The 19,010-nt window shown below is 63.3% G+C and carries 20 protein-coding genes; 8 read left to right on the top strand and 12 right to left on the bottom strand.

Annotated features, from left to right (window positions below):
* The 7 genes from rsxC (CKO35_RS01750) to CKO35_RS01720 all read left to right on the top strand — a co-directional run bounded on the left by rsxC (CKO35_RS01750) (position 1) and on the right by CKO35_RS01720 (position 5,434).
* The gene (rsxC, locus tag CKO35_RS01750; RefSeq protein ID WP_200171953.1) at positions 1–1,338 is read left to right on the top strand and encodes an electron transport complex subunit RsxC; all 1,338 of its coding nucleotides are present in this window, start codon (positions 1–3) and stop codon (positions 1,336–1,338) included.
* Positions 1,335–2,357, top strand: a complete 1,023-nt coding sequence (locus tag CKO35_RS01745; protein ID WP_200171951.1) for an RnfABCDGE type electron transport complex subunit D — start codon at positions 1,335–1,337, stop codon at positions 2,355–2,357. The genes rsxC (CKO35_RS01750) and CKO35_RS01745 overlap by 4 nt, the downstream gene beginning before the upstream one ends.
* Positions 2,354–3,046, top strand: coding sequence for an RnfABCDGE type electron transport complex subunit G (locus CKO35_RS01740; RefSeq protein ID WP_200171949.1), 693 nt, complete (start codon positions 2,354–2,356; stop codon positions 3,044–3,046). The genes CKO35_RS01745 and CKO35_RS01740 overlap by 4 nt, the downstream gene beginning before the upstream one ends.
* Before the next feature lie 2 nt (positions 3,047–3,048).
* Positions 3,049–3,708, top strand: coding sequence for an electron transport complex subunit RsxE (rsxE, locus tag CKO35_RS01735; RefSeq protein WP_200171947.1), 660 nt, complete (start codon positions 3,049–3,051; stop codon positions 3,706–3,708).
* Positions 3,698–4,288 (top strand): electron transport complex protein RnfA, encoded by a 591-nt coding sequence (locus CKO35_RS01730; protein ID WP_200171945.1) that lies wholly within the window; start codon positions 3,698–3,700, stop codon positions 4,286–4,288. The genes rsxE and CKO35_RS01730 overlap by 11 nt, the downstream gene beginning before the upstream one ends.
* Positions 4,285–4,491 (top strand): hypothetical protein, encoded by a 207-nt coding sequence (locus CKO35_RS01725; protein ID WP_200171943.1) that lies wholly within the window; start codon positions 4,285–4,287, stop codon positions 4,489–4,491. Before CKO35_RS01730 ends, CKO35_RS01725 begins: the two co-directional genes overlap by 4 nt.
* 187 nt (positions 4,492–4,678) lie before the next feature.
* Complete coding sequence (locus CKO35_RS01720; RefSeq protein ID WP_200171941.1) at positions 4,679–5,434, top strand: flagellar brake protein; 756 nt, start codon at positions 4,679–4,681, stop codon at positions 5,432–5,434.
* Between the two features lie 104 nt (positions 5,435–5,538).
* Here CKO35_RS01720 and CKO35_RS01715 read toward each other — a convergent pair whose 3' ends face one another.
* The 12 genes from CKO35_RS01715 to cysB all read right to left on the bottom strand — a co-directional run bounded on the left by CKO35_RS01715 (position 5,539) and on the right by cysB (position 18,536).
* Positions 5,539–8,577, bottom strand: a complete 3,039-nt coding sequence (locus CKO35_RS01715) for an EAL domain-containing protein (protein WP_200171934.1) — start codon at positions 8,575–8,577, stop codon at positions 5,539–5,541.
* Positions 8,578–8,817: 240 nt separating this feature from the next.
* Positions 8,818–9,465 (bottom strand): endonuclease III, encoded by a 648-nt coding sequence (gene nth, locus CKO35_RS01710; protein ID WP_200171932.1) that lies wholly within the window; start codon positions 9,463–9,465, stop codon positions 8,818–8,820.
* A 16-nt stretch (positions 9,466–9,481) separates the two neighbouring features.
* The gene (locus CKO35_RS01705; protein ID WP_200171930.1) at positions 9,482–10,168 is read right to left on the bottom strand and encodes an electron transport complex subunit E; all 687 of its coding nucleotides are present in this window, start codon (positions 10,166–10,168) and stop codon (positions 9,482–9,484) included.
* Positions 10,161–10,817: an electron transport complex subunit RsxG gene (gene rsxG, locus CKO35_RS01700; protein WP_200171928.1), complete on the bottom strand. Its 657-nt coding sequence runs from the start codon at positions 10,815–10,817 to the stop codon at positions 10,161–10,163. The genes CKO35_RS01705 and rsxG overlap by 8 nt, the downstream gene beginning before the upstream one ends.
* A 3-nt stretch (positions 10,818–10,820) precedes the next feature.
* On the bottom strand, positions 10,821–11,867 hold the full coding sequence (gene rsxD / locus CKO35_RS01695) for an electron transport complex subunit RsxD (RefSeq protein ID WP_200171926.1): 1,047 nt from the start codon (positions 11,865–11,867) through the stop codon (positions 10,821–10,823).
* On the bottom strand, positions 11,867–13,483 hold the full coding sequence (gene rsxC / locus CKO35_RS01690; protein ID WP_200171919.1) for an electron transport complex subunit RsxC: 1,617 nt from the start codon (positions 13,481–13,483) through the stop codon (positions 11,867–11,869). Before rsxC (CKO35_RS01690) ends, rsxD begins: the two co-directional genes overlap by 1 nt.
* 32 nt (positions 13,484–13,515) lie before the next feature.
* On the bottom strand, positions 13,516–14,103 hold the full coding sequence (gene rsxB, locus CKO35_RS01685) for an electron transport complex subunit RsxB (RefSeq protein WP_200171917.1): 588 nt from the start codon (positions 14,101–14,103) through the stop codon (positions 13,516–13,518).
* Positions 14,104–14,144: 41 nt separating this feature from the next.
* Positions 14,145–14,723 carry an electron transport complex subunit RsxA gene (gene rsxA / locus CKO35_RS01680; RefSeq protein ID WP_008932395.1) on the bottom strand — a complete coding sequence of 193 codons (579 nt, stop codon included), beginning with the start codon at positions 14,721–14,723 and terminating at the stop codon, positions 14,145–14,147.
* Positions 14,724–14,805: 82 nt separating this feature from the next.
* Positions 14,806–15,486, bottom strand: a complete 681-nt coding sequence (gene mtnC, locus CKO35_RS01675) for an acireductone synthase (RefSeq protein WP_200171915.1) — start codon at positions 15,484–15,486, stop codon at positions 14,806–14,808.
* 31 nt (positions 15,487–15,517) lie between these two features.
* The gene (locus CKO35_RS01670; RefSeq protein WP_200171913.1) at positions 15,518–16,144 is read right to left on the bottom strand and encodes a methylthioribulose 1-phosphate dehydratase; all 627 of its coding nucleotides are present in this window, start codon (positions 16,142–16,144) and stop codon (positions 15,518–15,520) included.
* A gap of 78 nt (positions 16,145–16,222) precedes the next feature.
* Positions 16,223–17,212 (bottom strand): LysR substrate-binding domain-containing protein, encoded by a 990-nt coding sequence (locus CKO35_RS01665; protein WP_200171911.1) that lies wholly within the window; start codon positions 17,210–17,212, stop codon positions 16,223–16,225.
* Positions 17,213–17,561: 349 nt separating this feature from the next.
* Positions 17,562–18,536 carry an HTH-type transcriptional regulator CysB gene (gene cysB / locus CKO35_RS01660; protein WP_200171909.1) on the bottom strand — a complete coding sequence of 325 codons (975 nt, stop codon included), beginning with the start codon at positions 18,534–18,536 and terminating at the stop codon, positions 17,562–17,564.
* A gap of 259 nt (positions 18,537–18,795) precedes the next feature.
* On the opposite strand from cysB, the gene CKO35_RS01655 reads away from it, so the two are divergent.
* Positions 18,796–19,002, top strand: a complete 207-nt coding sequence (locus CKO35_RS01655) for a hypothetical protein (RefSeq protein WP_200171899.1) — start codon at positions 18,796–18,798, stop codon at positions 19,000–19,002.
* Positions 19,003–19,010 lie beyond the last annotated feature (8 nt).

Below are 19,010 nucleotides of genomic sequence, written 5' to 3'. Positions count from 1 at the left end.
ATGGGCCTCCTGTCATTTCTGACGGGGCTCACCTTCCCCCGGGGGGTTCATCCCCCCGGGCTGAAGGAAGATACCCGTGACAAGCCCATTCGCCGGTTGCCCTTTGCGCCCCGCATGGTGATGCCTTTGCAGCAGCATTTTGGCCGGCCTGCCCGGCCTCTGGTGGTCAAGCACCAGGAGGTGTTGCGGGGACAACCCATTGCCGAGGCGGATGGTTTCCAGTCAGCGCCCCTGCATGCCCCGGTGACCGGGGTGGTGGAGGGGATCGAACTCATGTCCACTGCCCGGGGACCCAAGACCGAGGCCATCGTGATCCGCACCGCGCCTGGAGACAGCCAGGCCATCCATTGGGCCCAGCCCCGGGATCTGGAACGGCTCAACCGGCCGCAGTTGATCCAGGCCATCCAGGAGATCGGCCTGGTGGGGCAGGGCGGGGCGGCCTTCCCGACCCACATGAAACTGTCGGTGCCGGATGGGTATGACATCGACACCCTGGTGGTCAACGGGTGCGAGTGTGAGCCTTATCTCAGCGCCGATCACCGCATCATGCTGGAGCAGACCGACGCCGTCATCGCCGGTATCCTCATCGCCATGAAGGCACTGGGCGCCACCCGCGCCGTCATCGGCGTGGAGGATGACAAACCCGATGCCATCGCGGCCCTGCAGGCCCGACTGGACAAGGAAGGCCCCATCTCCGTGGGCAAGGTCCGCAGCAAATACCCCCAGGGCTCGGAGAAGATGCTCATCAAGGCCCTGCTCAGGCGGGAAGTCCCTTCCGGGCATTTCCCGTATCACATCGGCGTGGTGGTCAACAATGTGGGCACCATGGCCCAGTTGGGAACCCTGCTGCCCCGGGGCGAAGGTCTGGTGGAGCGGGTGGTGACCGTGGCCGGCCCAGGCATCACCCGTCCAGGGAATTACCGGGTGCCCATCGGTACTCCGCTGCGCTATCTGCTCCAGCACGTGGGGTTCACGGGCAGTGACGCCAGCCACATCATCCTGGGGGGACCCATGATGGGTAATACCGTCTCGTCCCTGGATGTGCCCATCACCAAGGGGGTGTCCGGCGTGGTGGTACTGCCCGATCCGGAGGAGCAGGATCTCCGCATCCAGCCCTGCATCCGCTGCGGCCGTTGCGTGGAGGCCTGTCCCGTGGGCCTGAATCCCTCCGATCTGGGCAAGTTGGCCGCGGTGCGCCGCTACGAGGTGATGGAGGAGCGCTACCATCTCAATGACTGCTTCGAGTGCGGTTGCTGCAGCTATGTCTGTCCTTCCAACATCCCCCTGGTGCAGTACTTCCGCATCGCCAAGTCCCTGAACCGGGAGCGCATCAAGTGACCCCGTTGAAAATCGAACTCAAGACCTCGCCGCACTTGAAGCAGGCGGGCAGCGTGGAGCAAATCATGCGCCACGTGACCTATGCCCTTTTGCCCATCTGCGCCTTCTCGGTCTATCACTTCGGCATCAGTGCCCTGGCGCTGCTGATCACCTCCGTGGTGACCTGCGTCCTGACCGAACACCTGTTCGCCAAGCTCTCCGGCAAGCGCAGCAGCGTGTCCGACTTCAGTGCCGTCATCACCGGCCTGCTGCTGGCCCTGACCCTGCCGCCGTCCTTTCCCCTGTGGATGGCGGCCCTGTCCGGCTTCATTGGTATCGCCCTGGCCAAGGTGATGTTCGGCGGCATGGGCTACAACCTGTTCAACCCGGCCCTGGTGGGACGGGCATTCGCCCAGGCCGCCTTCCCGGTTTCCGTCTCCACCTGGACGGTGCCCGGTCATCCGGACCGGTTCACCGAGTTCCTGCCGTCCACCCTGGCCATGCCCTTCACCACGCCGGCCCCGGTGGATGCCTGGACGGCGGCCACGCCGCTGGCCCAGTGGAAGTTCGAAGGTATTCACGTGGATGCCTGGTCCCTGTTCACCGGCATGACGCCGGGTTCCGTGGGCGAGACTTCCGCCATCCTGATCCTGGTCTGTGGTCTGTATCTGATCGCCCGGGGCATGATGAACTGGCGCATCCCGGCCGCGGTGCTGGGCAGCGCCTTCGTCACCGCCTCGGTGTTTTACTGGATGGATCCCACGTTTTACCCCACGCCCTGGTTCGTGCTGCTGTCCGGCGGCCTGATGCTGGGGGCGATGTTCATGGCCAGCGACATGGTGGCCTCGCCCATCACCCGTTCCGGCATCTGGATCTACGGCATCCTGATCGGTTTCCTGGCGGTGATCATCCGCTTCTTCGGCGGTCTGCCGGAGGGGATCATGTACGCCATCCTGCTGGGTAACGCGATGGCGCCGCTGATTGAGCGCGTCACTCAGCCCAGGCCCTACGGCAGTCGCAAGCGGAGGGACGCGGCATGAGCACCACCCCCCAGACCACTGCCGCGGAACGCCCGGCTCCCACTTCCAGCTTCAAACTGGTGTCCACTCTGGGGTTGATTGCCCTGTTTTCGGGGTTGCTGGTGGTGAGCGTGTTCGAATTCACCAAGCCCTATATCGCGGAAAACCAGCGCCGCGCCCTGGAAGCCGCGGTCTTCCGGGTGGTGCCCGGCGCGGTGAGCCGTCAGGACTTCCTGCTCACCGCCCAGGGCCTGTTCCCGGCGGCGGAGGCACCGGCCCCGGGGCAGCGGGTGTTTGCCGCCTACGATGCCGAGGGAAATCTGAGAGGCATCGCACTGCAGGCTTCGGCCCGCGGCTATGCGGACGTGATCCGCGTCCTCTACGGCTATGACCCGTCCTGTCAATGCATCGTCGGCATGACCGTGCTGGAAACCCGGGAAACCCCCGGCCTGGGGGACAAGATCGAGACCGATGCCCGTTTCGTGGCCAACTTCGAGCGTCTGGATGCCCGCCTCAACCCGACCGGCACCGGCCTGGCCAACGCCATCGTCACGGTGAAACAGGGTGACAAGGAACATCCCTGGCAGATCGACGGTATTACCGGGGCCACCATCTCCGCCAATGCCATCGGACGCATGCTGAATGAAAGTGCCGGTACGGTACTGCCGCAATTGGCACCGTACTGGGCCTTGCTTGAAGGAGGCGCCTGAACATGGCGGCCAATACCGAAAAACCCATCAGTCTGGATACCTTCCTGATCGGCTTGTGGCGGGAGAATCCGGTGTTCGTCATGCTGCTGGGCATGTGCCCTGTGCTGGCGGTGACCAACTCCGTGATCAATGCCCTGGCCATGGGGCTGGCCACCACCTTCGTGCTGCTGTGCTCCACCGCCCTGGTGGCGCTGCTGCGCCGGCACATCCCCAAGGAGGTGCGCATCGCCTCCTACATCGTGATCATCGCCACCTTCGTGACCGTGGTGGACTATCTGATCCATGCCATCAGCCTGGAGATCTATCATGCCCTGGGTGCCTTCATCCAGCTCATCGTGGCCAACTGCATGATCCTGGGCCGGGCCGAGGCATTTGCCTCCCGCAACCGGGTGAGTACCACCCTGGTGAACTCCCTGGGTATGGGTGTCGGCTTCACCATTGCCCTGTTGTGCCTGGGTTCGGTGCGTGAACTGCTCGGGGCCGGCACCCTCTTGGGCATCCCGGTGTTCGGCGAAAGCTTCGAGCCCTGGATCATCATGCTGCTGCCGCCGGGCGGCTTCTTCGTCCTGGGGGCCTGGCTGCTCCTGTTCGCCTGGGTCAAGGAACGGCAGCTCAAACAGAAGACGGCCGGCGCCGGGGAGGCGGGTGTTCATGCACGCTGATTCACTGACCTACATCTTTCTGAATGCGGCCATCATCAACAACTTCGTGCTGGCCCTGTTTCTGGGGATCTGCCCCTTGCTGGGGGTGTCCGGCAAGATCAGCACGGCCTTTTCCATGGGGCTGGCCACGGCTTTCGTGATGCTGATCAGCTCGGTGTCGGCCTGGTTGATCAATGAGTTCCTGCTGCACTTCAATCTGGAGTTCCTGCGCCTGATCGCCTATATCGCGGTGATCGCCTCGGCGGTGCAGCTGGTGGAGATGACCATCAAGAGGTTCAGCCCGCCCCTTTACCGGGCGCTGGGGATCTTCCTGCCCCTGATCACCACCAATTGCGCCATCCTGGGTGTGGCCCTGTTCCAGACCAACTACGAGTACAGCTTCAGTCAGTCCCTGGTGTACAGCCTGGGGGCCGGCGCGGGCTTCATCATTGCCATCGTGCTGATGGCGGGTCTGCGGGAGAAGCTGGAACTGGCGGATGTGCCGGCCATCGCCCGGGGTGCTGCCATGAGCCTGATGCTGGCGGGCATCCTGTCCCTGGCCTTCATGGGCTTTGCGGGGCTGGGCGGCAGCACGGCATGAAGACCTATCTGCTGGCGGTGGGTCTGATCTTCCTGGTGTTCACCGGCTGGGTGCTGGTACAGGCGGCGGCCCGTCGTCTTGCCCTGCGGCGGCCCGAGCTGGGCCCTTTTCGTGAGGGTGGCGGCTGTGGCACGGGACAGTGCGGGTGCGGTTCGCCCTGCGCCAGGGAGCGGGAGGGGCGCGACACAGCACCCCCGATGTGAGTGTTCGGGGCTGCCAGGTGGGGCGGGGCTGGTGCGGACGTGAAAGGAAAATGAGAAGAAAAACAGTAATGTCTTGACACGTCAGCCTGTTCAGGATGGGATAGAATCCTTTTGTCGTGTCGGATGACCAGGCCGGTGTAGTGAGGCCCGGGTTTCTGACGCCAACAATAACGATGATATTTCCCAGATGACCCAGAAACCCTCTACCCTCATCCGCAACCGAAAGCGTCAGGGCAGTATTTTCAATGCGCTGAAACAGACACGCTCCTTGCTCATGATGTACTCGCCCGGCAGGAAGCAGCAGGGGCTGACACAGATCATCGACAAGAATCTTCATGAGGAGGAGTTGCTGTTCGACATCCCTAATGATGCAACTCTGGTGGCAGGGCTGTCAGCAGGGATTTCCCTGACGGTGGAAGGTGCCCTGCAGGGGGTGCCGGTCTTTTTCGAGACCCGAGTGATTCGCATGGATCGCCATGAAGGCGATGATGTGCTGGTCTGCGAATGGCCTGTGGAACTGGATTATCAGCAGCGCCGTAATGCCTTCAGGGTCCAGATCCCCCTCAGCATGGAGAGCCACGTCTTATGGTTTCGGGAAGGGGTCAAGTACCATGCCCCTGAAGACGCGATGCGGGTAGCGGCTGGGGAAGAACTGCTTCATGAAAGCCGGGCCTCGGACCTGTCCATCCAGGGGGTCTGCATGGAGTGCGAACTTCGCGGGGGGGAGTGCCCCGACGTGGGGGATACCCTCATGATCCGGCAGCTGCGTATCGGCAACCAGCAGTGGTCGGACATCCGTGCCGAGGTTCGCACGGTGCAAGCCCTGGGTGGTGCGTCCCTGATCCGTCTGGGGGTGTTGTTCCTGGATCTGAGCCCCAGTGTGGATCGCTCGCTCAACCGGTTGTTGATGGAGCTGCAGTACGACGCGGCTCGCCGGGTATGAGCCCCGGCACGTTTTCGGGATCCCCCTCACCCTTCACATCGCCCGGGGACTTGCCTTGGGGAAATGTGTATGGGGCGATAATGATCGACTGACGGCTCCCGGGATCAGGGCCGGGAATGCGTGACTTCCAGGCTCATCAGCTCCCCCCAGCTCATCGGTTCCCCAAACAGGCGCCCCTGGAAGGTTCGGTATCCAATCTCGGTGAGCAGTGCGTGCTGTTCCGGTGTTTCCACCCCTTCCGCCAGGACTTCCAGGCCCAGACCCTCGCCCAGGGACAGCGCGGCACGCAGGAGGTTGGCATCGTCCTCGTGATCCATGGCCCGATGGAGGAAGCTTTCATGGATTTTGATCTGGTCCAGGGGAAGTCGCCGCAGATCTCCGAAAGAGAGTCTTCCGGACCCGAAATCATCCAGGGAAAAGCGGATGCCGCGGGCCCTGAGTTTCCGCATCTTGATGATTGTCGCTTCCATGTCTCCGTACAGGGCGTCTTCATTGAGCTCCAGGCGAATGCGAGAAGGGTCTACGCCGGTTTTATCAATGGTGTCGATGATGGCCTGTTCCAGCCCCGGTTGCCGAAGTTGCCGGCGGCTCAGATTGATGGCCACCGTGACGTTTCCCCAATCCCGATGCTCTGACCAGCGCTTCATGTCCTGGCAGGCCTGCTCAATGATCCATGGCCCGATGGAGAGCATGAGCCCGGATTCTTCCGCAACCGGGATCACCTGGGCGGCATTGAGAAGGCCCCTTCGTGGGTGGTGCCATCGCAGCAAGGCCTCCGTGGCGCGAATACGGCCACCATGGTCGATCTGGGGCTGATAATGCAGGACGAGGTGTTGGTTGATCATGGCCTGATGCAGTTCATGCGCCAGGATGGAGCGGGTTTTCAGCGATGACTGAATGGATGATTCGAAGACACGTATGCCGCCTTGCCCCTGGCGTTTGATCTCATACATGGCCATGTCGGCCTGCTGCAGCACCTCGTCGGTACTGATCCCATGGCCGTCGAACAGGCTAATGCCGATGCTCGGTGTCGAGACATGTTCCAGGCCATTGAGGTTGTAGGGGGCGCTCAAGGCCTTGAAGATCTTTGCGCTGATCTCCTGGGCCATTTTCAGGCTATCTTCTTCATTTTGTCCCAGGTTTTCCACCATGATCACGAATTCGTCCCCTCCCAGCCGGGCAACCGTGTCCGCCTCCCTGACACAGGTCTTCAGACGTTGCCCCACCTGTTGCAGCAGCAGGTCTCCCATGCCGTGGCCGTAGGTGTCGTTCAGGGCCTTGAACCGGTCCAGATCCATGAAGATCAGGGCACCCTGCTGACCGTTTCGTTTGCTGGAAATCATGGCCTGGGTGAGTCGATCCAGCAGCATGCGCCGATTGGGGAGCTGGGTCAGCGCATCATAGAAGGCCATGTGTGCAATGCGCTCATTGGCCTGCTTGTCTTCGGTCACATCCCGAATGACCGCCACGACTTCCCGCCTGTTCAGCTTCACCAGCCGGGCTTCGAAGGTCCGCGGGGTGCCGTCTATATCCAGCGTGTACTCCACGAAATGCATGCGATCCTCTGCCAATACCCGTCGAATGGCCTCCTGAACACGAATGGCGGTTTCCAGGGGCAGCACTTCGGTCACGCTTTTGTGCAGGAATGATTCGGGGGATCTGTAGAGGGAGTCTTTCTGGCCCGCATGCCAGGCCAGATACCGGCCGTCATGGCTCAGGCGGAACATCAGATCGGGTATCGCTTCCAGCAGGGCGCGGTTGTAGCGTTCACTTTCGGCAAGTGCCGCCTCCACTTCCTTGATGCGGGTCTGGTCGAACAGATAACCCTGCAGATGCCTCATGTCTCCGGTGTCATCCAGTTCCGGGCGAGTGAAGTCGTAGAACCACCGGTAATGGCCGGACTTGTGCCGCAGGCGATAGGATTGCTCGAACTGGGTCGATCCGGCTTCCATGTGCTCCCGGTGTTCTTCGAGTATCCGCGCGCGGTCTTTCTGATGGATCAGATCGTCAAAGCAGAATCCCGGCGCCCGCAACTCGTCCGGCGAATATCCCAGCAGATCAATGGCATTCTCCGAGGCATAGAGGATGCGCCCGGTCTCCACCGACTCCCAGATGATGAGCATCACCGGGCCGGTGGCAAACAAGCGGCGTTCTTCCCGAAGTTGACGTTCCGCCTCCTTTCGGCGATGGATATCCTGGTGCACACCGATCATGCGGGTGGGTCGGCCTTCGTGATCCCGGCTGATCACCTGTCCCTGGTCCAAAATCCAAAGATAACCGCCGTCCTTGCAGCGAAGGCGGTACTCCGACTCATAAACCGGGGTATGACCGTCCAGATGTCGCCTCAGGTCTTCCAGGACCCTGTCACGGTCCTCCGGGTGCAGACGCTCTTCCCAGGCCCTGAAAGTGGATTCCACCTCATTCGGCGCATGCCCCAGCATGAGAGACCAGCGGGGCGAGTGGTAAGACTGGTTACTGACGAGATTCCAGTCCCACAGTCCCTGATTGCTGCCCTCCAGGGCAAAGCGCCAGCGCAACTCATTGTCCAGGATCGTGGCTCGCTGGGCCTCGGCCTGAATCCGCAAACGGATATTTTCGTTGAAGCTGGCCTGAATGCGTGTCGCACTGACGAAGACGAACAGCAGGAAGAGGCAGACGATCAATCCGGCCGTCACGGACAGGGCCTCGTTCTGCAGCAGCAATGCAATGGCCAGGGGAACGAGCATGGGGGCGATCAGGAACAGGGTGGACACCCGGTCGGTGGCCAGTGCGATCATGGCCCCTGAGGTGATGCCGGCAATGGCGAAGGCCAGAAAGGCCTGATAGTTCAGGTCACCGGATTGGGTGAGCAGGGCGCTGCCGATGCCCCAGCCGATGCCGGCGGCCAGGGTGGTGGCCCTGAAGCGCTTCAGCCAGGCGGGGCGTTCGGGGGTGTCGGTACGCTTGTAGGCCAGCCACAGTCCGCACCGTACCAGGGCAACCAGCAGGATGAGGCAGAACCATCCCAGCAACACGGGTGCCGGCAGCACCGGCAGATGAATCAGGGCCAGGATGGCCGCCGCGCCGATGGAGATTATTACGGTGGCGGGCAACCCCTCATAGAGGTAACGGGTCTTTTCGGCATGATTGGCCAGTTCGGTCATCGGGACGTTCCCCTTTGACGGTATGACCACCCTGGAACCCCGGCCTGTTGCCCGGTCATGCAGGGGCTGGGGGGTCGTGTCGGGCGAGCCTGGCTTTCGCCCGAGGACATAGCGTATCCATTGCCACACATCCTGTTTGCATGCCTCGTCTCTCAGCTGCAAGGGTCAGCATGTCACAGCATCCGCTTGCTGACCATGGTCAGTCGATCCGCCGATCCTCCCGCTTGAGCCTTCAGTCCATCACCGGTTTGGGGAGGCGGGCGTCTTGTCCTTGAAATCACATAGATCGGTGATCATGCATTGCCCGCACTTGGGTGAGCGCGCGGTACAAGTATAGCGTCCGTGGAGGATCAGCCAGTGATGGGCGTCTCGCTTGAACTCCGCGGGCACCACCTTGAGCAGGCGCGTTTCCACCTCCAGGGGCGTCTTGCCCGGGGCGATGCCGGTGCGGTTGGCCACACGGAAGATGTGGGTGTCGACGGCGATGGTGGGCTCGCCGAAGGCGGTGTTCAGCACCACGTTGGCGGTTTTGCGTCCGACTCCGGGCAGGGCCTCCAGGGCGGCCCGTTCACGGGGTACTTCACCCTGCCACTGATCCACCAGGATACGGCAGGTCCTGATGATGTTTTCCGCCTTGCTGTTGTAAAGGCCGATGGTGCGGATATGGTCCTTGAGTCCTTCCAGCCCCAGGTCGAGGATGGCCTGGGGGGTGTTGGCCACGGGAAACAGCAGGGCCGTGGCCTTGTTGACACCCTTGTCGGTGGCCTGGGCCGAAAGGATCACGGCGATCAGCAACTCAAAGGGGGTGCGGTAGTTCAGTTCCGTGGTGGGCCGGGGGTTGGCCGCCCGCCAGCGGGTGAAGATCTCCCGGCGCTTGTGGTTGTTCATCGTTCACCCGCCTGCCTCAGGCCTGGGCTTCCCTGAGGGCTTCGGCGCGACGGGTCGCCCGTTTCTCCAGCTGGTCATCCACCAGGTTCTTGATGGCCAGCAGCAGGCCCAGGCCGATGAAGGCCCCCGGTGGCAGGATGGCCAGCAGAAAGCCCCGGTAATCCTCGATCAGGGTCACGGTGAGTCCCCTGGCCGCTTCGCCGAACATGAGGTGGGCCTGATCGAACAGGGTGCCCTGACCGATGACCTCGCGCATGCCCCCCAGGGCCACCAGCACCAGGGTGAAGCCGATGCCCATGATCAGCCCGTCGACGAAGGCCTTGGGGATGGTGTGCTTGGAGGCAAAGGCCTCGGCCCGGCCGATGATGGCGCAGTTGGTCACGATCAGCGGGATGAAGATCCCCAGCACCAGATAGAGTTCATGGAAGTAGGCATTCATGGCCAGTTCGATGGCGGTGACCACCGAGGCGATGATGAGCACGTAGATGGGGATGCGGATTTCCGGTCGCACCCAGTTGCGGATGAAGGAGACGCTGACGTTGGAGGCGATCAGGGTCAGGGTGGTGGCCAGGCCCAGCCCGAGGGCATTGACCACCGTGCCGGAGATGGCCAGCAGGGGGCACAGGCCCAGCAGCTGAACCAGGGCGGCGTTGTTGTACCAGAGGCCGTCGGCGATGATCTTGCCGTAGGGGGTGTCATTCATCTGTGTGCGCCTCTTCATCCACGTCATTCACGTCATCGACGGGCATCGGCTCGAATACCTGTTCCCGATGGGCATCGAAGTAGATCAGGGTGTCGCGTACTGCGCGCACCACCGCCCGGGGGGTGATGGTGGCACCGGTGAACTGGTCGAAGATGCCGCCGTCCCGTTGCACCGCCCAGCGTTCCACCGGCGGATCGCCCAGTTCCAGGTCGTCAAAGCCCAGGATCCAGTCGGAGCGGCCGGCCTCGATGTCGTCGCCCAGGCCGGGGGTTTCCCGGTGGCTGACCACCCGTACCCCGGCCACGCGGCCGTCCGCGCGCACGCCCACCAGCAGGTGGATGTCGCCGGAATAGCCGCCGCGGGCAATCACGGCGAACACCGCGGCCACCGGCTCGTCTCCCAGGCGCGCCCGGTAGACCAGATGATTGCCGCCGCCGAGCAGGGCATGACCGAGCACGATGGTGTCGTTGATGATGTCGTTGTCGTATTCGCCGTCGGGCAGGATTTCATGCAGACGGGCCAGGGTGGCCGCCTCCCGGTTGGCTTCGATGCGCTCCGCCGTGCCCATGTGGACCAGGGCCACCAGTCCGGCCCCCACCAGTCCGAAGGCGGCCAGCAGGGCCGTGGAGAGATAGATTTCCCGCAGCACGTCCTAGCCCTCCTTGCCGGCAGTGGTCTTGCCGAAGACCCGGGGCTGGGTGTAATGGTCGATCAGCGGGACCATCATGTTCATGAGCAGGACCGCGAAGGCCACGCCTTCCGCATAACTCCCCCAGGTACGGATGACGAACACCAGTGCCCCCACCCCGGCACCGAAGATCAGGCGTCCCCGGGGCGTGGTGCTGGCGGAGACCGGGTCGGTGGCGATGAAGAAGGCACCGAGAATGGCGGCACCACTGAAGACATGAAACAGGGGGGAGGCGTAGGTTTCCGGATTGATGAGCCAGAACAGGCCGGAGAGCAGGGTGAGGGTACCCAGCATGGCTGCCGGGATCTGCCAGCCGATCACACCGCGCTTGAGCAGCCATAGCCCGCCCACCAGGAACCACAGGCCGATCCACTCCCAGCCGACCCCGCCCAGATAGCCGAAGAAGGGGGAGGCCTGGATCTCGCTGATGGGATGGGCCTGGCCCACTCCGGTCTGTATCCGGTCCAGCGGCGTGGCGGCGGTGATGGTGTCCCAGGTCAGCCCGTCCGGAAGCGTGCCGGCGAAGATGGCGGTAAAGGTCTGGGGCAGGCTCAGGTTCAGTTCGGCGATGACGGAGGGGCTCAGCCACAGGGTCATCTCCCGGGGGAAGGAAATGAGCACCACCACATAACCCACCATGGCCGGATTGAAAGGGTTGTACCCCAGGCCGCCGTAGAGATGCTTGGCCATCACCATGGCAAATCCCACCCCCACCAGGGTGACCCACCAGGGCGTCAGCGGCGGTACGGCCAGGGCGAACAGCCAGCCGGCCAGCACTGCGCTCAGGTCGGTGATGTGGGGCGTCAGGGTGCGACCACGCATCAGCAGCATCAGGGCCTCGCAGGCCAGTGCCACGGTGACGGCCAGGGAGACGTTGATCAGCACGCCCCAGCCGAAATACCAGGTCATGGCCGCGGTGCCGGGGATGAGGGCCAGCAATACCTGCCCCATGACCCGGTTGACACTGCGGGCGGGCGCCATGTGCGGCGAACTGAAGGTCTTGAAGCGCATCAGCGGTTTTCGTCGTCGTTTTCGGAGACCGGCGCGGCGGCGGTCGTGTCCTGGGTAGCCTGCCCGGCCTTGCGGGCCTGGGCCCGCGCCAGGGCGGCACGGATCACCGCCTGCTTGGGATCTTCCCCCCCGTCGGCGGCGGTGGCCGTCTGCTGGGCGGCGGCGGCCTGTTTGCGCTTCATGCGCTCGGCCTTTTCCCGTTCCTCCCGTTCCAGGCGCTCCCGGCGCAGTTCGTGGCGCTGCTTGGCGGCCTCGGCCTGGCGGCGTTCCCGTTCCTGGGACCAGATCTCGTTCTTGGCAAAGCGGTAATACTGCACCAGCGGGATGTTGCTGGGACAGACGTGGGCGCAGCAGCCGCATTCGATGCAGTCGAACAGGCTGTATTCCTGGGCCTTGTCGAAGTCACGGGCGCGGCTGAACCAGTACAGCTGCTGGGGCAGCAGGCCGGCGGGACAGGCCTTGACGCATTCTCCGCAGCGGATGCAGGGCATCACCGGGCCGGGGCGTTCCACGTCGGCGGCGCGGGCGGCGATGATGCAGTTGCCGCCCTTGATGATGGGCACCGCGTCGCTGGCCAGGGCAAAACCCATCATGGGGCCACCCATGATCAGCCGCTCCACGTCGTCGGTGTAGCCCCCGGCCAGGGCGATCAGGTCCGCCACCGGGGTGCCCAGGTAGACCTGGAGATTGCGGGGGCGGCTGACACCGCTGCCGGTCACCGTCACCAGGCGGGAAATCAGGGGTTCACCCAGGACCACCGCCCGGTAGATGGCGGCCAGGGTGCCCACGTTGTGGCAGACCACGCCGACATCGGCGGGCAGCCCCTCGCTGGGGACTTCGCGGCCGGTGAGCACACGCACGAGCTGGCGTTCGCCGCCGGTGGGGTAGATGCTGGGGATGGCGACAATGCGGATGTTGTCCCGTTCCTCGCCGCCCAGGGCCTCGGTCATGGCGCGGATGGCCTCCGGCTTGTTGTCCTCAATGCCGATCAGGCAGCGTTCGGGCTTCAGGGCACGGCGCACCAGATGCATGCCGGCGATCACTGCTTCCGCCTGGGTGCGCATGAGCATGTCATCGCAGGTGATGTAGGGTTCGCACTCGGCGCCGTTGATCACCAGGGTGTCGATCTTCTGATGGGGACGGGGGTTGAGCTTCACCGCCGAAGGGAAGGCGGCTCCCCCCAGGCCCACGATGCCGGCATCGCGTACCCGGTTGCGCAGCTTGACCGGATCGATGTTGCGGTAATCCTCGATGGGCGGCATCCGGCTATCGCCCCAGTCATCCTCGCCGTCGGCCTCGATGACGATGCAGGGGGCGGACAGGCCGGAAGGGTGGGGCACCGGCTGATCGCCCACGAGGGCGATGCGGCCGGAGGTGGGGGCGTGCAGGTGGGCACCCACATAGGTATCCGAACGGGCGATGAGCTGCCCCTTCTTGACGTGCTCGCCGCGCTTGACCACCGGCACGGCGGCCTCGCCGATGTGCTGCCGCAGCGGCAGGATCAGCCGCTGCGGCAGGGGCGCGGCGGCCACCGGCTCGGTGGTGCTTTCCGCCTTGTGGTCGGGCAGCTTGACGCCGCCATGGAATCGCCAGAGTTTGTGGGAACTTGCGGTCATGGGTTGTCGTGGTCAGCGGGGTCCCGGGCGCCTCAGGCGCCGGAACCCGCGGACGCCGGCCGGGCCAGATCCACCAGACAGAGGCGATCGGCGGCGGTGTCCATGGGGAAGGGCCATTTCCAGGTATTCAGATCCTGGGCAATGGGCACCATGCGGATGCAGTCCACCGGGCAGGGCATCAGACACAGCTCGCAGCCGGTGCACTGGCTCTCGATGACGGCGTGCAGCTGCTTGGCCGCACCGACGATGGCGTCCACCGGACAGGCCTGCACGCACAGGGTGCAGCCGATGCAGCTGTTTTCGTCGATGCGGGCCAGGGCCTTTTCCTTGACCTTGCCCTCGATGGGCTTGGCGTCGCGTCCGAGCATGTCGGCCAGGGCCATGAGCAGGCCGGTGCCTCCCGGAGGGCAGAGATTGATGTCTGCCTTGCCCTCGGCGATGGCGGCGGCATAGGGACGGCAACCGGCAAAGCCGCACTGCCCGCATTGGGTCTGGGGCAGCATGTTGTCGATCTTTTCCACCACCGGATCGCTTTCCACGCGAAAGCGGATGGCGGAATACCCCAGGATCATGCCGAACAGGGCGGACAGCGAACTGATGACTAGAACGGCGGCAAGCATAGGCGGCTACATCTCGTGGCTCGTCGGTTGCGGCATCCGGGTCAGGGGGCCAGTCCCAGAAAACCCATGAATGCCAGTGACATGAGGCCCGCGGTGACCAGAGCGATGGCGCTGCCGCGGAACGGTACCGGCACATCCGCGGCGGCGACCCGCTCGCGCATGGCGGCAAACAGGATCATGACCAGGGAGAAACCGGCGGCGGCACCCAGGCCGTACATCACCGATTCCAGGAAGCCATGGCTTTCCTGCACATTCAGCAGGGCCACCCCCAGCACAGCACAGTTAGTGGTGATCAGGGGCAGAAAGATCCCCAATACGTTATAAAGCAGCGGGCTGGTCTTGTGTACCACCATCTCGGTGAACTGCACCACGGCGGCGATCACCAGGATGAATGCAATGGTGCGCAGGTACTCCAGACCGAAGGGTGCCAGCAAGTACTCGTTCACCAGGTAGCTGCAGACCGAGGACAGGGTCAGCACGAAGGTGGTGGCCAGACTCATGCCGATGGCCGTTTCCACCTTTTTGGAAACCCCCATGAACGGGCACAGGCCCAGGAACTTCACCAGGACGAAATTGTTGACCAGAACAGTGCTGACCAGGATCAGTAGGTACTCGGACATGGAACTCCCGCTCTGAGGATTGAGTATCCGCTACCGGACGCGCTGCCTGCAACCGGGCGGGTCGTGGGGAAATCGCATGGAATCAGGGCTCCAGCCGGATCTGGTGAAAATCCGTCACCACTGGATGGGAACCGCCGGTGGTGGCAGTGCCCTGTCGCTGTACCAGGGTGGTCCGCAGGCCGGCTGCCGCTGCGGCATCCAGTTCCCGCGTGTCGTCGCAGAGGAACAGGGCCTCGCCCGGGGGGCACTGGATGCGTTCGGTGATGAGCTTGTAGGCGGCAATATGGGTCTTGCCACCGATGCGGGTGTCGAAGTTGCTGCTGAACAGGGGGCGCAGGTCGCCCGCCTCGCTGTGGGCCAGGAAGTCCTCCTGGGCGCGTACGGAACCCGACGAAAACACATGCAGGGAGATTCCCTGCTCATGCCAGGCCCGCAGGCAGGCCACGGCGTCCGGATAGACATGCCCCTTGAAATCCCCCCGGCGATAGCCTTCTTCCCAGATCAGGCCCTGCAGGGCCTTGAGGGGTGTGATCTTCTGATCCGCCGACATCCAGGCCACCATGCGCTGCATCAGGGCCTCGTCATCCAGGGAGCCACCGGCATAGGCCCGGATGTCGGCCAAAAGGCGTTTCACCTCCGGTACCGTCCGGTGGGTGCGAACGAACTCGGGCAGGTGTTTGACCGCATGGGGGAGCAGGACTTCCCGGGTGAAGGATACTCCGGACAGGGTGCCTTCGATATCGGTGATGATGGCCCTGATCATGGCCGTGATTTCCGGGTCTGGATGGGTGTCATCATGGCTTGAGGCTGCGCAGTTGCAGTTCACAGTCAAAGAGGAATTCAAAAGCTTCCACATGATGCCGGGCCTCGGCCACATCCCGGCCCCAGGCATAGAACCCATGGCCTTCGATGAGGTAGCCGGGGGTGTCCGGGTGACGGTTCATGTGATCATCCACCTGCGCCGCCAGTTGGGGGATGTCCTGATCATTGCCGAAGATGGGCAGGGTGATCGAGGCGTCCCGGCAGGCGATGCCCGGCAGGGTACGGAGGACTTCGCAATCGGTGAGGGTCAGTTCAGTGCCTTCCACGATGCGGGACAGCACGGTGGCGCTGACGGAATGGGTATGTATCACGGCACCGATCCGTGGGGAACGGCGATAGAGGATGATGTGCAGGAAGGTCTCCGCCGAGGGCTGCTTGCCGGGGGACAGGACATTGCCGTCCAGATCCACCATCATCAGGCCGTCGTGCCCGAGTTCCCCCTTGTTGCGGCCGGACTCGGTGATCACCATGCGGTGATCGTCCAGGCGCGCGGACAGATTGCCGGCGGTGGCCGGCATCCAGCCCCGATGATAGAAGAAGCTTCCTGCCGAGATGAGTTGGGCGGCACGTGCCTCAAAGTGCTCGTGTGTCTCTTCCATACCTGCCTGATCGAAGGGAAAAACAGCGGGTTAATGTACGCGACCCATGCGGCCGCGTCCATCCCGCCGTCCCATCCGTCAGGCGCAGTGAGAGATACCTTCCGGGACTTCCATGCCTCGGCACAGGGCTTCCAGGTTTTCCGGGTCCGGATTCTGGGCCGCCCTTGCCACATGCTCATGGGTGAGGTGGGGTGCCAGCAGCGTGATGAAGTCATACATGTAGCCGCGTAGCCACGCCCCCCGGCGAAAGCCGATCCGGGTGACGTTTTCCGACAGTCCGGGTTCCGTGTCCAGGGCCACCAGGTCATCGTCATGGCCCTTTTCCAGGGCGATGCGGGCAATGATGCCCACCCCCATGCCGTGGCGCACATAGGTCTTGATGACATCCGCGTCCGCCGCCGTCAGCACCACGTCCGGAGTGAGGCCGGCGCGGCGGAAGTCCGCGTCCAGTTTGGTGCGGCCGCTGAAACCGTCCAGGTAGGTGACGATGGGGTAGTCCGCCAGCCGTTCCAGGGGAATGGCCTTGGTGCCGGCCAGTTCGTGATTCCTGGGCACTACCACGCAGTGAGACCAGCGATAGGCGGGCAGCATCACGACCTGGCCGCCGGTGGGGATGGGCTCGGTGCCGACGATGAAGTCCACTTCGTCGTGGGAGAGCATGTCGGCAATCTGCCGCGGTGTGCCCTGGTGGATCTGTACCCTGACACGGGGGAAACGATGCCGGAAGGCGTCCACGATGGGGGGCAGGATATAGCGGGCCTGGGCATGGGTGGTGGCAATCCGCAGGTCCCCCGCCTGTTCGTCCCGGGCTTCTTCCGCCGCCGCACGGATGTTTTCCACCTCCCTGAGGATGACTTCGCTGTATTCCAGCACCCGGCGTCCGACGGCGGTCATGCCGGACAGATGCTTGCCGTTGCGCTGGAACAGGGGCACGCCCAGTTCTTCCTCCAGCAGGCGGATCTGCTTGCTGATGCCCGGCTGCGAGGTCGCCAGGCGGTCCGCGGCTTCGGAGATGTTGAGGTTGTAGCGTGCAATGGCCTGCAAATAGCGGAGTTGCTGGAGTTTCATGTCGAGATTATCCTGTGATCAAGGGCGGACGGCCCCGGATCAATCGGCTCCCAAATGGAGCGTTGTCTGTGCCAGGTTGAGTATACATATATAATCTTGCGTTATGTATCCGCTCCCCCCGGGAAACACTAAAGAAGTTTGCTGCCGTCATTCCGGGTTCTTTGCCGTCGCTCCCGCGAAAGCGGGAGTCGGAGGGTATCGTCCCTTGACTGGATTCCCGCTTGCGCGGGAATGACCCGTTTATGATATTTCCCACCTGCGGGAATGGTCCATTCATGGCGTTTGCCACCCGCGGGAATGACCCATTCATGACATTTTCCTGCCCGCGGGAGTCGGCCTGTCGGCGAATTCAATGCTCCGGCAGGTCAATCCCCTCGAAGATCCGATCCACGCTCTCCTGTGTCCGGGCATTCAGGGCCTCCTGGATCCTGTCTTCGCCCGCGTGGGGTGCGATCAGCTCCATGAAGTGGCACATGAAACGACGCAGGTATACCCCCGTGCGGAACCCGACCCGGGTGACGTTGCCGGTGAACAGCGCCTTGGCATCCAGATAGGTCAGATCCGTATCCTGACCGGGTTCATAGGCCATGTGGGCGATGATGCCGATCCCCAGCCCCAGTCTGACATAGGTCTTGATGACGTCCGAGTCCGCCGCGCTGAGCACGATCTCCGGCGCGACGCCCGCGTTGGCAAAGTCCTGCTCCAGCCGTCCGCGGCCGGAAAAACCATGCACATAGGTGACGATGGGGTGACGAGCCACCTCATCCAGGGTGAGAGGAATGGTCCGGGTGAGCGGATGTCTCTTGTCAACCACCACGCAATGGTGCCAGCGATAGGCGGGGATCATGAGCATTTCCCGGTTCAGGGCAATCGCCTCCGTGGCGATGGCAAAGTCCACCTCTCCCGAGGCGGCCATCTGGGAGATCTGTGCCGGCGTGCCCTGATGGATGAGCAGGTGTACCTGGGGATACCGGCGCCGGAACTGGGTGATCAGGGGGGGCAGGAAGTAGCGGGCCTGGGTATGGGTGGTGGCGATGCGCAGGGTGCCCCGTTCCTCGTCCCTGAAGTCCTCGGCCAGGGCGCGGATGTTCTGTACTTCGCTGAGGATGTTTTCGGCCCGGGCCAGGATCTGTCGGCCGGCCGGGGTGACATGGGTGAAATGCTTGCCGCTGCGGTGAAAGATTTCCAGTCCCAGTTCTTCTTCCAGCAGTTTCACCTGCTTGCTGACCCCGGGCTGGGAGGTGAACAGGCGCTCGGCGGCCTCCGTCACGTTGAGGTTGTTTTCTACGATCGCCTTCAGGTAGCGCAACTGCTGGAGCTTCATGGGGACCCGGTTATGTATTGCTAACGCTGATGCACCTTGATGGCGATGCATCCGCGATGATGAAAGACAAGATGCACCCGTGATGATGAACAGGGGGCTGTGCCAGGCCCTTCTTCCCCGAGGGGGAGGGCGTATCCGCGGCTAAACCCGGGCTGTTTCACGTTAATGCCATTGGGTAATTACAACACAAATTTATATTCTTTCAACCCGGCGGTGAGGATTGCTAGATTTGATTTCAATCAAACGAGGAGGACCCGTCATGGCCCAGCACAGCATCCACACCCCCGCCCAGGCCCATCATCGGGAAGTTGTGCTCAGACGTCGCATGGTGGCGCTGGAGCGGGAACTGCGTCACCTGGAAGAGGAATTGAACCGGGTACACCAAGCCACCGGAGCGCGGGGCTTGCCGGGTCGTCAGCCCCACAACCCCGGGTTCAGCCATCCGATTCCCGTCGCCGCCGGTTGACGGGCGGC

This window comes from Ectothiorhodospira shaposhnikovii, assembly GCF_016584105.1.
GTDB classification, from domain to species: Bacteria; Pseudomonadota; Gammaproteobacteria; order Ectothiorhodospirales; family Ectothiorhodospiraceae; genus Ectothiorhodospira; species Ectothiorhodospira shaposhnikovii.
This window is presented reverse-complemented; position numbering and strand designations above follow the sequence as displayed.

Bases quoted from the DNA above. Each gene is read 5' to 3' on its own strand.
- rsxE (WP_200171947.1), top strand. From the start codon at position 3,049: ATGGCGGCCAATACCGAAAAACCCATCAGTCTGGATACCTTCCTGATC.
- nth (WP_200171932.1), bottom strand. From the start codon at position 9,465: ATGAACAACCACAAGCGCCGGGAGATCTTCACCCGCTGGCGGGCGGCC.
- rsxB (WP_200171917.1), bottom strand. From the start codon at position 14,103: ATGCTTGCCGCCGTTCTAGTCATCAGTTCGCTGTCCGCCCTGTTCGGC.
- CKO35_RS01715 (WP_200171934.1), bottom strand. From the start codon at position 8,577: ATGACCGAACTGGCCAATCATGCCGAAAAGACCCGTTACCTCTATGAG.
- rsxA (WP_008932395.1), bottom strand. From the start codon at position 14,723: ATGTCCGAGTACCTACTGATCCTGGTCAGCACTGTTCTGGTCAACAAT.
- CKO35_RS01665 (WP_200171911.1), bottom strand. From the start codon at position 17,212: ATGAAACTCCAGCAACTCCGCTATTTGCAGGCCATTGCACGCTACAAC.
- CKO35_RS01725 (WP_200171943.1), top strand. From the start codon at position 4,285: ATGAAGACCTATCTGCTGGCGGTGGGTCTGATCTTCCTGGTGTTCACC.
- CKO35_RS01705 (WP_200171930.1), bottom strand. From the start codon at position 10,168: ATGAATGACACCCCCTACGGCAAGATCATCGCCGACGGCCTCTGGTAC.
- cysB (WP_200171909.1), bottom strand. From the start codon at position 18,536: ATGAAGCTCCAGCAGTTGCGCTACCTGAAGGCGATCGTAGAAAACAAC.
- CKO35_RS01720 (WP_200171941.1), top strand. From the start codon at position 4,679: ATGACCCAGAAACCCTCTACCCTCATCCGCAACCGAAAGCGTCAGGGC.
- rsxC (WP_200171953.1), top strand. From the start codon at position 1: ATGGGCCTCCTGTCATTTCTGACGGGGCTCACCTTCCCCCGGGGGGTT.
- CKO35_RS01730 (WP_200171945.1), top strand. From the start codon at position 3,698: ATGCACGCTGATTCACTGACCTACATCTTTCTGAATGCGGCCATCATC.
- mtnC (WP_200171915.1), bottom strand. From the start codon at position 15,486: ATGATCAGGGCCATCATCACCGATATCGAAGGCACCCTGTCCGGAGTA.
- CKO35_RS01655 (WP_200171899.1), top strand. From the start codon at position 18,796: ATGGCCCAGCACAGCATCCACACCCCCGCCCAGGCCCATCATCGGGAA.
- rsxD (WP_200171926.1), bottom strand. From the start codon at position 11,867: ATGCGCTTCAAGACCTTCAGTTCGCCGCACATGGCGCCCGCCCGCAGT.
- CKO35_RS01740 (WP_200171949.1), top strand. From the start codon at position 2,354: ATGAGCACCACCCCCCAGACCACTGCCGCGGAACGCCCGGCTCCCACT.
- CKO35_RS01670 (WP_200171913.1), bottom strand. From the start codon at position 16,144: ATGGAAGAGACACACGAGCACTTTGAGGCACGTGCCGCCCAACTCATC.
- rsxC (WP_200171919.1), bottom strand. From the start codon at position 13,483: ATGACCGCAAGTTCCCACAAACTCTGGCGATTCCATGGCGGCGTCAAG.